8 protein-coding genes are annotated in these 12,432 nt (G+C 63.8%); 6 read left to right on the top strand and 2 right to left on the bottom strand.

Annotation, left to right across the window (positions count from 1 at the left end):
- Positions 1-109: 109 nt before the first annotated feature.
- Positions 110-766: an HAD family hydrolase gene (locus HHL22_RS04945; RefSeq protein WP_169529835.1), complete on the top strand. Its 657-nt coding sequence runs from the start codon at positions 110-112 to the stop codon at positions 764-766.
- A gap of 139 nt (positions 767-905) precedes the next feature.
- On the opposite strand, the gene HHL22_RS04940 is transcribed toward HHL22_RS04945, so the two are convergent.
- The gene (locus HHL22_RS04940) at positions 906-1,736 is read right to left on the bottom strand and encodes a DUF4846 domain-containing protein (protein ID WP_169529834.1); all 831 of its coding nucleotides are present in this window, start codon (positions 1,734-1,736) and stop codon (positions 906-908) included.
- A 202-nt stretch (positions 1,737-1,938) separates the two neighbouring features.
- Between HHL22_RS04940 and HHL22_RS04935 the strand changes: the two genes are divergently transcribed.
- On the top strand, positions 1,939-2,853 hold the full coding sequence (locus HHL22_RS04935; protein ID WP_169529833.1) for a DUF2167 domain-containing protein: 915 nt from the start codon (positions 1,939-1,941) through the stop codon (positions 2,851-2,853).
- A gap of 89 nt (positions 2,854-2,942) precedes the next feature.
- On the opposite strand, the gene topA is transcribed toward HHL22_RS04935, so the two are convergent.
- Positions 2,943-5,435, bottom strand: a complete 2,493-nt coding sequence (gene topA, locus HHL22_RS04930) for a type I DNA topoisomerase (RefSeq protein WP_169529832.1) — start codon at positions 5,433-5,435, stop codon at positions 2,943-2,945.
- Positions 5,436-5,714: 279 nt separating this feature from the next.
- Between topA and HHL22_RS04925 the strand changes: the two genes are divergently transcribed.
- The 4 genes from HHL22_RS04925 (at position 5,715) to HHL22_RS04910 (ending at position 12,370) form a co-directional block, all read left to right on the top strand.
- Positions 5,715-9,542 carry a methyl-accepting chemotaxis protein gene (locus HHL22_RS04925; protein ID WP_169529831.1) on the top strand — a complete coding sequence of 1,276 codons (3,828 nt, stop codon included), beginning with the start codon at positions 5,715-5,717 and terminating at the stop codon, positions 9,540-9,542.
- A gap of 3 nt (positions 9,543-9,545) precedes the next feature.
- Entirely contained in the window at positions 9,546-10,121 is a 576-nt protein-coding gene (locus tag HHL22_RS04920; RefSeq protein WP_169529830.1) for a chemotaxis protein CheW, read from the top strand.
- 57 nt (positions 10,122-10,178) lie between these two features.
- A complete protein-coding gene (locus HHL22_RS04915) occupies positions 10,179-10,541 on the top strand; it encodes a response regulator (protein ID WP_169529829.1) in 363 nt (120 codons plus the stop codon).
- Between the two features lie 173 nt (positions 10,542-10,714).
- On the top strand, positions 10,715-12,370 hold the full coding sequence (locus HHL22_RS04910; RefSeq protein WP_169529828.1) for a chemotaxis protein CheA: 1,656 nt from the start codon (positions 10,715-10,717) through the stop codon (positions 12,368-12,370).
- Positions 12,371-12,432 lie beyond the last annotated feature (62 nt).

The raw sequence follows: 12,432 nt of genomic DNA, 5'->3' as shown, positions 1-12,432 counted from the left end.
CGCTGGCCTGCTAGCCCCTAGGGCCCCGGCGGCGCCGGGCGCCCGGGCGGGGCCGCTGGTTGGCCGCCGCCCGGGCGCCACCTTTGTTTTTTCTCCGCCAGCCCCGCGCATGATTCGTACCGTCATTTTCGACATGGACGGCGTCATTATCGACACCGAGCCCATCCACCACGCCGCCTTTTACAAGCTCTTCGACGAGCTGGGCATCCAGGTTTCCGCCGCCGAATACGCCAGCTTCCTGGGCTCCTCCACTCGCAACGTGATGCAGCAGCTCCAGCGTCTCTACAGCCTGCCGCAAGACCCCGAAGCCCTGGTGCTGCGCAAGCGCGAGCTGTTCAACGAGATTTTCGACACCGACCCGTCCCTGGATTTGCTGCCCGGTGTGCGGCCCTTGCTCGATGATATCCGCCGGGCGGGCCTAGGGCTGGTGCTGGCTTCCAGCGCCTCCAAGGCCACCATCAAGCGCGTGTTCGACCGCTTCGGGCTGGCGCCGTACTTCGCCCACGTCGTCAGCGGCGAGGACTTCGCGCGCTCCAAGCCCGACCCGGCCATTTTCCTGCACGCCGCCGAGCTGGCCGCCACGCCCGTAGCCGAGTGCGTCGTCATCGAGGATAGCAGCAACGGCATGGCCGCCGCCCACGCCGCCGGCATCTACTGCATCGGCTACGCCAGCCCCCACTCTGAAGGCCAGGACTTGCAACTGGCCGATAGGGTCATCCGTGATTTTAGTGAGCTGTCGGCCGCCAAAATTGCCGCCCTGCCTTAGCATAGTTGCTAAAAAAAGAACGTCATGCTGAGCGTAGCCGAAGCATCTCTACCGCGCCCCCTAGGGTGTTATTCTGTAGAGATGATTCGACAGGCTCAGCATGATGTTCTTTTACTGCTAACTAGCAACTGCCAACCACTCACTCAAACCGCCCCAGCTCCTGCGTACCGAACGTCCACTCGGGCGTAGCTAACTCGGTGGCTTCGGGCCCTGGCACGGCAAACCAAGCCCCTAGGGCCGGCGCGTCCAGGTTGCGCAGCAGGTGGATGTTCTGGGCTGGCATGTAGCTCTGAGCCAGCAGCAAATAGCGCTGGCCGGTGCGCGGGTTTTCGGCCACATCGGCCACCAGCACGGCGTGGCCGGGGCGCCCGCCGTGCAGCAGCACGTCGCCGGGCTGCACCTCGGCCAGCGGCACCGGGCGCAGGTCGCGGCGCAGCGAGAGCGTACCCGCGTAGCCAAACGTGGGCAGCAGGTAGCGCTTGAAAGCGGCGTAAGTGGGTGCCTCGGCAGGCTTGGCGGCGGGGAGCACTTCCTCATTTTTCACCCGAAACGTGTGCCCCGCCGCGTAGTCCAAAAACCAGAAGTCGTAGCCCGTGGTGAGGTGGAAATGCACCCTGTTGGGGTTCTGGCTGAACAGGTACTCGGCCCGCAGCCGAATCACGGCGTCGGCGCACTGCTGCAAGTCTTGGGTGCCCACGTCGATGTTCACCACGGCCGCCACCACGTCCTGCCGGTCTTTCAGCTGCCCGTTGTAGAGCCGCGCCGGCGTACCGGCTGGGCGTAGCGGCAGCCCCCGCAGCCATTCGCCCCACGAGCCGGCCGCTACCGGCACCCGGCGGCACCCGAGGGGCGGCGCGAAACGGGCGGCCACGGTGTGGGCGGCCGCCGGCGCGGCCGGTAGCCAGGGGTAAGTAGGCGTGGTAGCGGGCGCGGCCAGCAAGCTAAGCACTAAAAGAAATAAGTAGTTCACGGTAAGGCGAAAGCTGCTAAACGAAATAGTGCCAATTTGTTGTGCGCAGCAGCCCTAGGGCCAAGTTGCCCGTCAACGCCGGTTGCTAACTGATTCGCCAAGTACCGGCCGCTGCTTTTTCTCTGTGGTGAAGAAATAATGAGGCATTCCAGCATATCACTTAGTACATTAGGCGCCTCATTCTATGTTCGTTGCGGAGTTTATGAAAAAAACGCTACTGCCTCTCTTTTTTCTACTGCTAAGTACTGCGGGCCTGGCCGCCAAGCCCAAACCCACTCCACCGCCCAAGCCTGCGGTGGCCGTCGATTCAGCCGCGCTCTACCGGGCGTTCGCCGACTCGGTAAATAGCTCCTTCCACTACCAGCAGGGGCACGTGGCCCTGCCCGGCGGCCTGGGCGAGTTGACCGTGCCGAAAGGCTTCCGCTACCTCGACTCGACGCAGAGCGGCTACGTGCTGCACAAGCTCTGGCACAACCCGCCCCAAACCAATCTCGGAATGCTGTTTCCGGTCAACAAGGGGCCGCTGAGCGAGAGCAATTGGGGCTACATCATTCAGTACGAGGCCCTAGGGTATGTGAAGGATGATGACGCCGACGACATCGACTACGACGAGCTGCTGGAAACCATGCAGAAGGAAAGCGAAGAGGAAAACCCCGCCCGCGAAGAGGCCGGCTACGAGGCCGTGCACGTCTACGGCTGGGGCGCCAAGCCCTACTACGACAAGCAGCAGCACACGCTGCACTGGGCCAAGCTGCTGCGCTTCGGCAGCGGCCTCGAGCAAACCCTCAATTACAACGTGCGCATCCTGGGTCGCAAGGGCGTGCTGATTTTCAACGCCGTAGCCGACCCGGCCCAGCTGCCCGAAATCAAGCAGAGCATCCCCGGCCTGCTGGCCAACGTGCAGTTCGTGCGCGGCGAGCAGTACCGCGACTTCAACCCCAAACTGGATGAAGTAGCCGCCTATTCCATCGGCGGCCTGGTGGCGGGCAAGGTACTGGCCAAAGTCGGCGCCTTCGCGCTCATTGCCAAGTTCTGGAAAGTGATAATCCTGGCCATAGGGGGTGCCTGGGCCGCCATCAAGCGCTTCTTCGGCTTCGGCAGCAAAGAAGAGTCATAGGGGTGTGGCCATAAAAAAGGAGTGGTAACCGGGCTCAGCCTGGTTGCCACTCCTTTTTTTGTGGGGCCTGCTGCGTCAGGGGCGGCCGTCTACTTGCTGGCCGCCGTTTTTTTAGTGCCAGCGGCTTTTTTGGCCGGTTCCTTCTTTTTAGCCGTAGTGGTCGCTTTCTTCTTGGCCGGCACTGCCTCCTTGGCGGCCTTTTTCGTGGGCGCGTCGGCTTCCTTCTCCGGCTTCTCGGCGGCGGCTTTCTTGCCGAAGCGGCCGCCTTTGGCAGGCTTGTCGGGGGTGGCGGCGGCTAGTTCCAGGCAGCGCTCCAGGGTGAGGTCAGCGGGCTCCTCGCCCTTCGGAATCTTCACGTTCTTCTTGCCCACCACGATGTAGGGGCCAAAGCGGCCGTTGAGCACCTGCACCTCGGGGTTTTCGGGGAAGGCCTTGATGAGGCGCTCGGCATCAGCTTTGCGCTTGTTCTCAATCAGCTGCACGCCTTCTTCGGCCGTGATGCTCATCGGGTCCTGCTCCTTGGTGAGCGAGTAGAACTTGCTGTCGTGGCGGATGTAGGGGCCGAAGCGGCCTAGGTTAGCCTGCATCTCCTTGCCCTCAAACTCGCCCACTACCCTAGGCAGCTTAAACAAGTCGAGTGCCTCATCCAGGGTAATGCTCTCAATAAACTGGCCTTTGCGCAGGTTGGCGTAGGCCGGCTTCACGTTGGGGTCGGTGGTGTCGCCCAGAGCTACGTAGGGGCCGTACTTACCCAGGCGGGCCGTGATTTTCTCGCCCGTTTCGGGGTGCACGCCGATTTCGCGGGTGCTGCTCAAGGTGCTGCGCTCAATGTCCTGGCCGCGCTCCACGCTCTGGTGGAAGGGCTCGTAGAAGCCGGCCAGCATGTGCCCCCAGTCCTCGCGGCCGTTGGCAATCTGGTCAAACTCGTCCTCCACCTTGGCCGTGAACTGGTAGTCTACGATGGCCGGGAAGTGCTCCACCAGGAAATCATTGACTACCAGCGCGGTGTCAGTCGGGAAGAGCTTGGCTTTGTCGGCGCCGTAAGTTTCGGTGCGCTGCTCGGTTTTCACCGCGCCATCGGTTAGGCTCAGCACGTAAAACTTGCGCTCCTTGCCCTCGCGCGAGTCTTTCTCCACGTAGCCGCGCTTCTGCACGATGCTGATGGTGGGGGCGTAGGTGCTGGGGCGGCCGATGCCCATCTCCTCCAGCTTCTTCACCAGCGAGGCCTCGGTGTAGCGGGCGGGCGGGGCCGAGAAGCGCTCGGTGGCCGTCAGCGTCTGCAAAGGAAGCTGCTGGCCCACGCGCAGCGGCGGCAGGCCCCGCGAGAAGCTGCTCTCGCCATCGGCCGGCTGGTCGTCGTCGTCCTTGCTTTCGGCGTAGGCCTTCAGAAAGCCTTCAAACGTAATGACTTCGCCCGTGGCCGAGAACGTGGTACCCGGCTGGGTGCTGATGCCAATCACGGCCGTGGTACGCTCTATCTGGGCGTCGGCCATCTGCGAGCCCATAGCCCGCTTGCGAATCAGCTCGTAGAGGCGCTGCTCCTGGCCGTCGGCACCGGCTTTCAACTTCTCGAAATGCGTGGGCCGGATGGCTTCGTGCGCCTCCTGGGCGCTGGCCGACTTGGTCTTGAACTGCCGCTCGTGGGCGTACTCAGCCCCGTAGGCGGCCTCAATGGCGGCCCTAGCCCCGGCCCGCGCCTCCTGGCTCAGGTTCACCGAGTCGGTACGCATGTAGCTGATGTGGCCGGCCTCGTAGAGCTTCTGGGCCACGCTCATGGTCTGGGCCACCGAGAAGCTGAGCTTGCGCGAGGCCTCCTGCTGCAAGGTGCTGGTGGTGAAGGGCGGCGCGGGCGTGCGCTTGCCGGGCTTCTTGTCCAGGCTCTCGATGCTGTAGGTAGCCCCTAGGCAGCGCTCCAAAAAGGCCTCGGCCTCTTCGCGAGTTTTGTAGCGGGTGGGCAGGTCGGCTTCCAGCGTCGTGCCCTGGCCGGCGTCGAAGCGGGCTACTACGCGGTAGGCGCTGGCGGTTTTGAAGTGGCTGATTTCGCGCTCGCGGTCCACCACCAGGCGCACGGCCACGCTTTGCACGCGGCCCGCGCTCAAGCCGGCTTTCACCTTGCGCCACAGCACCGGGCTCAGCTCGAAGCCCACGAGGCGGTCGAGCACGCGGCGGGCCTGCTGGGCGTTCACCAAATTCAAGTCGATAGCCCTAGGGTTGTCGATGGCGCTGAGAATGGCCGGCTTGGTAATCTCGCGAAACACGATGCGCTTCGTCTTCTCGTCCTTTAGGTTAAGCGTCTCGGCCAAGTGCCAGCTGATGGCCTCACCCTCGCGGTCGTCGTCGCTCGCTAGCCACACCATTTCCGCCTCTTTGGCCAATTTCTTCAGTTGTGAAATTAGCTCGCGCTTGTCGGCATCCACCACGTAGGTGGGCTTGAAGCCGTTGGCGATGTCGATGGCGTTGTTGTCCTTGGGCAAGTCGCGCACGTGGCCGTAGCTGCTGCGCACCACGTAATCCTGGCCGAGGTAGCCCTCTATGGTTTTGGCCTTGGCGGGCGACTCGACAATTACTAGATTCTTGACCATGCGAAGGGCGGGAGGGGCGGGTACAGTTTTCTCGAACCGAGAGAACGCAAGTACCTTCCGAAAAGTTGAAAGCGGGCACAAAGATGCACTAGTTAGCCCGATGGCGCTCGCCCAGGTGCCCTAGGGCTCTGGCGCGGCCCGGTGGCCTTTGGCCCTCGGTTTGGGAGTTGCCGGGCCCTAGGCGCCACCCCGCTGGCAACCCGCGCCCTTGTTATACATTTGCTATTCCCCACTGGTGCGGCCCTCAGGCTGCTTTCCGTTTCCACCTCTCCGCATACTATGGCTACTGCCAAACACCCTGCTGCTGCGCCGGCGGCCGATGCCGCCGCTGCGCTGCCCGCCGACCAGGGCCGCCCCGACCAAACCCGCAAGCGCGGTGCCCGCCGGGCCGAACTCGACCCCACCACCGACAGCGACTACGTGAACGAGCAGCTCAACCGCGTGCTCTTCGCCCTCGATGCCTTTAAGAAGGGTGACGTGAGTGTGCGCCTGACCAAGCAAAACGACGATATCTTCTCGGAAATCGCCGAGGCCTACAACTCGATGGTGGAGATGATAGGCGGGGTGGGGGGCGAGGTGTCGCGCATTTCGAAGGTGGCGGGCGTGGAAGGCAACCTCAAGGCCCGCGCCTCCTCGGAAGGGGCCAGCGGCTTCTGGCGCGACATGCTCAACAACATCAACGGCCTGGTGGACAGCATTGCGGTGCCGGTGCTGGAAGTGGGCAAGGTGCTCAAGAACATCAGCAAGGGCAACCTCGACGAGAGCTTCCAGATACCCGTGTCGGGCGACTTTAAGGTGATGGCCGAAACCATCAACCAGACCATCGACAACCTCAACGTGTTTGCGGGCGAGGTGAGCCGGGTGGCGCAGGAAGTGGGCACCGAGGGTAAGCTGGGCGGCCAGGCCGTGGTGCCCAACGTGGGCGGCGTGTGGAAGGAGCTGACCGAGAATGTGAACACGATGGCCGCCGCCTTCACCAGCCAGGTGCGCGACATTGCCAACGTGACGACGGCCGTAGCCCGCGGCGACCTCAGCCAGAAGATGACGGTGGACGTGAAGGGCGAGCTGCTGCAGCTCAAGCAGAACCTCAATCAGATGCTGGATTCGCTGAATTTGTTTGCCGGTGAGGTAACGCGCGTGGCCCTCGACGTGGGCACCGAGGGCAAACTCGGCGGCCAGGCCAGCGTGCCGGGCGTGTCGGGCATTTGGAAAGACCTGACGGACAACGTGAACAACATGGCCGCCAACCTCACCGACCAGGTGCGCGACATCGCCAACGTGGCTACTGCCGTAGCTAGGGGTGACCTAGGGCAGAAGATGACGGTGAACGTGAAGGGCGAGATTCTGGAGCTGAAAAACATCCTGAATCAGATGGTGGACTCCCTGAACATCTTCGGCGACGAGGTAACGCGCGTGGCCCGCGAGGTGGGCACCGAGGGCAAGCTCGGCGGCCAGGCCGTGGTGCCGGGCGTGGGCGGCACCTGGAAGGAGCTGACCGACAACGTGAACACGATGGCTAGCAATCTCACTGACCAGGTGCGCGACATCGCCAACGTGGCGACCGCCGTGGCCCGCGGCGACCTGGGGCAGAAGATGACCGTGGATGTGCAGGGCGAGATTCTCGACCTCAAAAACATCCTGAATCAGATGGTGGACTCCCTGAATATTTTCGCTGGCGAGGTGACGCGCGTGGCCCGCGAGGTGGGCACCGAGGGCATCCTGGGCGGCCAGGCCAACGTGCCTAGGGTAGGGGGCGTGTGGAAGGAGCTGACCGACAACGTGAACACGATGGCCAGCAACCTAACCAGCCAGGTGCGCGACATCGCCAACGTGGCCACTGCTGTGGCTAGGGGCGACCTCAGCCAGCGCGTGACGGTGAACGTGCGCGGCGAGTTGCTGCAGCTCAAGGAAAACCTCAACCAAATGGTGGACTCCTTGAACATCTTCGGCGACGAGGTGACGCGCGTGGCCCGCGAGGTGGGCACCGAAGGGCGCCTAGGGGGCCAGGCCGTGGTGCCGGGCGTGAAAGGCACCTGGAAAGACTTGACGGACAACGTGAACACGATGGCCTCGTCGCTGACCAGCCAGGTGCGCGACATTGCCAACGTGACGACGGCCGTGGCCCGCGGCGACCTCAGCCAGAAGGTATCGGTGGACGTGCGCGGCGAGCTGCTCGACCTCAAGGACAACATCAACCAAATGGTGGACTCGCTCAACATCTTCGCCGGCGAGGTAACCCGCGTGGCCCTGGAGGTGGGCACCGAGGGCAAGCTCGGCGGCCAGGCCAGCGTGCCCGGCGTAAGCGGCGTGTGGAAAGACCTGACCAACAACGTGAACGTGATGGCCGCCAACCTCACCACGCAGGTGCGGGGGCTGGTGAAGGTGGTGACGGCCGTGAGTCAGGGCGACTTGACGCAGAAACTGACTCTAGAGACGGCCGGCGAGGTAGCCGACTTGGCGCAGACCATCAACAGCATGGTGGACGACCTCAACCGCCTGGCCTCGGAAGTGAGCCGCGTGGCCCGCGTGGCCGGCGCCGAGGGCAAGCTTACCGAGCGCGCCAGCGTGGGCGGCGTGTCGGGCTCGTGGAAGGAGCTGGTGGACACCCTCAACGCCTTGATTGAGAGCATTGCCCTGCCGGTGCTGGAAGTCAGCCGCGTGGTGCAGGCTATCTCGGAGGGCGACCTGACGCAGATGGTGGAGCTGCAAACGGCCGGCGACATCACGGCCATGTCGAACTCCTTGAACCTAGCGGTGGAGAACCTCAACGCACTGCTCGGTGAAATCAACGACTCGGCCCAGGTGGTGGGCACCAACTCGGAGGAGATGGTGGACAAAGGCCAGGAAATGAGCCGCGTAACGGTGGACGTGGCCCTGGCGATGCAGCAAATGGCCGAGGGCGCTCAAAACCAGGCCCTCAAAACCGACCAGGCGTTCAAGCTGATTGAGGAGATTATGACGGCCACCAAGGAAACGGCCAACAAGGCCGACGTGGTGAACAAGGCCGCCATTATGGGTGAGCAGACGTCGCAGCAGGGCCTGAAAACGGTGGCCGAGGTGGTGAAGAACATGGAGGAAATCTCCGGTGCCGCCACCCAAACCTCGCGCACCATCGAGGTGCTCAGCACCCGCTCGGGCGAAATCAGCAAGTCCCTAGGGGTGATTACCGACATTGCCTCGCAAACCAACCTGCTGGCCCTCAACGCCGCTATTGAGGCCGCCCGCGCCGGCGAGGCGGGCCGCGGCTTCGCGGTGGTAGCCGAGGAAATCCGCAAGCTGGCCGAGGGCTCGCGCAAGTCGGCCAACGAAATTGCCACTTTGGTAGAGGATGTGCGCAAGGACACGACCAGCGCCGCCGCGGCCATCTCGGCCATGGAAAGCCGGGTGTCGAAGGGCAAGAACGCCACCTTTGAGGCCAGCGCGGCCTTTAAGAACATTGCCACCAGCAGCGGCGAAACGCTGCGCACTTCGCGCGATATTCTCACGGCCACCGAGGTGCAGCAGAACTCGATTTCGGACGTGGTGAAGTACGTGGAGGAAGTGGTGGCCATTGCCGAGCAGACGGCCACCGGCACCCAGCAGGTGGCCGGCACCGCCCGCCAGCTCTCCACCAGCATGCAGGAGCTGACCAGCTCGTCGCAGCGCCTCTCCGACATTGCCGACGACCTGCAGGGCGGCCTCGAAACCTTCCGCCTCTTCGAGTATTACGAGGAGCCGGAGCCCGAACCCGAGCCCATCCCGGAGCCCCCGCGCCGCCTGATGCGCCGCGCCGTAGCGGCCGGCACCAACGGCCCCGCCAGCAGTGCCAACGGTAGTTCGGCTGCCCCCGCCCGCCCCAGCAGCTACCCAGCCGCTAGTGCCAACGGCCACAGCAACGGCAGCCGCAATGGCCACGGCGGCACTAAGAGCACGGGCAATAGCAGTGGGCGTCCGGCCACCACGGCGGCCGCCCCCGCCCGGCGCGCCAGCCCCGCGGCTGCCCCTAGCCCCGCGCCAGCGGCCGAGCCAGCTGCCCCGGTGCGGCGCGCCAAGGCCAAGCCCACTGCCCCATCTCAGGAGGCCGCGCCCGCTGCCTCTGCCCGCACCCGCAAACCCCGCTCGAAATAAGCCATGCCTGACGCTACCACGGTCGCGCTGGGCCGCCCGGCGCCCGCCCCGCCCGAAGCCACAGTGCAACTCATTGTGTTTCAGCTTGGCGATGAAGAATACGGCATTCGCATCGAGCAAGTGAAGGAAGTTACCATCACGCCCGAAGTGGTGAAGATGCCCAAGACGCCGCCCTTCATTAAGGGCATTGCCAACCTGCGGGGCGACATCATCGCCATCGTCGATTTGGAGGAGCGCTTTCAACTGCGGCCGGCCGGCCGGCCCGTGCCCGCCATGTCGTACACGCTGGCCGTGGAGGCGCCCGACTACACCTTGGGGCTGCTGGTGCGCGAAGTGCCTAGGCCCCTCACGCTGCCCGTAAGCCTGATTGAGCCCGCGCCCGAATTTGTGCAGGACAGCGGCCAGAAGGAAAAATACCTCGAGGGCATTGCCAAGCTACCCAATGGGGGCGGTGTTATCATCGTGCTCGACATGCCGAAGCTGCTGACGCCCGCCGAAATCATGCGCTTGCCCGGCCGCACCGCCGAGGCCAGCACTAAATCCACCCAAACCACACCCAATGACGCTCAAAAGCCGTAGAGGGCTAAGCGCTTGCCGCTAGCTGTAGCTTACCTTCCATTTCTCCTTTGATTATCAATGAATAAGCGCATTCTCATCGTCGACGACTCGTTCTATATGCGGACGATGCTCAAGAATATGCTCACCGACGCGGGCTACGACGTAGTGGGCGAGGCGGCCAACGGCCAGCAGGCCCTCGAAATGGCCGTAGCCACCACCCCCGACCTGATTACGCTCGACGTGATTCTGCCCGACAACACCGGCCTCGATGTGCTCAAGGGCATTCGCGAGCAGCAGCCCGATGCCAAGGTGGTCATGTGCTCGGCCGTGGGCCAGGAAACTATTGTGAACGAGGCCATTGAGAACGGCGCCCTGGCTTACATCGTGAAGCCTTTCTCGGAAGAGCAGGTGCTCGACATCGTGGGCGGCGCCCTCAGCTAAGCCCCTAGGGCCCTACCCGCGGCCCAAGGCCACCACCGCGGGTGGTTGCCGCTACTCGCTTTTTCCCTTTTTGCCATGCTCCCGTCCCCGTACCTACTCTGCGCACCCCTCCCGGTTTGGGTTGGCGGCTGGGTGCGCCCGGTGCTGGCCTGCTTCCTGACGCCCACTGCGCTATGAAATCACGCGAGCAGGAATACCGGGAGCTGTTTATGGCCGAGGCGCTCGAGTACTACGACGCCATGTCGCGGCACTTGAGCGAGTTGGAGCGCAATCCGCAGGAGGTTAACGCGCTCAATGAGCTGTTCCGGCTCATGCACAACCTCAAGGCCAATGCCCGCGCTATGGGCTTTGTGGAGATGGGCGAGGTAGCGCACAAGATGGAAACCCTCTTCGGCCAGATTCGCGGGCAGGAGCGGAGCTTTACCGGGGCGCTGGTGGGCATGACTTTCCAGGCCGTAGACACCCTAGGGGGAATGATTCGGGCCGTGGGCTCGGACCAGCAAACGGTGGATGCGCAGGCCTTGCTCGACAACCTGGACCTTTTAATCAAGGGCGAGGAGCCCGTGCAGGCCCAGACCGAGCCTACCGACGAGCAGGCCGATGCCGACGCCGCTCGCAAGCTGGAGCTGTCGGACCTGGTGTCGATACCAGTAAAGAAGCTTGATAACCTACTGAACCTGGTGGGCGAGCTGGTCATTGACCGCGACCGCATTCTGACGCTGGCTACCGAGCTGGGCAGCCCCGCCCTGCAAGCCACCGCCCGCCACCTGTTCCGCATTTCCGATGACTTGCAGTACTCGGTGATGGACGTGCGCCTGGTAGGGGCGGGCGTACTGCTCAATAAGTTTCCGCGGGTAGTGCGCGACGTGGCCAGCGCCGAAAGCAAGCAGGTGGAGCTGACGCTGAGCGGCCAGGACGTGCAAATTGACCGTAACGTGCTGCAGCTGATTACCGACGCGCTGCTGCACATTGTGCGCAACGCCGTGAGCCACGGCATCGAAAACCCCGCCGACCGGCAGGCGGCCGGCAAGCCCGCCGTGGGCCGCCTCAGCATCTCGGCCCTCACCGAGCGCGACGATGTGCTGCTGCAAGTGCAGGATGATGGCCGCGGCATCAATACCGAGGCGGTGCGCAAGAAAGCGGTGCGCCAAAACATGCTTTCGGCCGAAGCAGCCGCCGCCCTCGACGAGCAAGCCGTGTGGGCGCTGCTCTTTGAGCCAGGCTTCTCGATGGCTGAGCAGATTACCGACATTTCGGGCCGGGGCGTGGGCCTCGACGTAGTGAAGCTAGCCATCGATAGCCTAGGGGGGCGGCTGCGCGTCAACTCCGAACTGGGCAAGGGCACCACCTTTACCCTGGTGCTGCCCACCAGCATCGCCGTAAAAGGCTCGCTGCTGGTGGAGCTAGACGAGCGTGCCTACGCCGTGCCGCTGCTGCACACCGACGTGGTGCTGTCCTTGCGCAGCGACGAGATTTTTGCCGTGGGCGGCCTGCTGATGACCCGCGTGCAGGACGAAAACGTGCCCCTGGTGCCCCTGCGCCAGCTGCTGTACCTGGAGGGCGACGAGCCGCTGCCCCGCGCCACCCGCGCCGATTTGCCCGCTGCCGACGTGCAGCAGCAGGTACTGGTGGTGAGCTACAATGGTCGCCGCCTGGGGCTGGTGGTGGACCGCTTTCTGCGCCAGCAAAATATCGTGGTGAAGCAGCTGAGCAAGCCGCTCGACACGATTGACCTGTTTGGCGGCGTGACGCTGCTTGGCAGCGGGCAGCTGTGCCTGGTGCTGGATGTGCCCGCCCTCACGCGGCTATTTTTAGCGAAACGACCCTGATGCGGGCCGGTTCTTACCTTTTTTCGTACTACTTTGCCGGCCCTGGCCGCCTTCGCACTGAG

Origin of the sequence: Hymenobacter polaris, from assembly GCF_012927305.1 — a bacterium.
GTDB lineage: Bacteria > Bacteroidota > Bacteroidia > Cytophagales > Hymenobacteraceae > Hymenobacter > Hymenobacter polaris.
The sequence above is the reverse complement of the archived record's forward strand: the minus strand, read 5'-3'. Positions and strand labels throughout refer to the sequence as shown.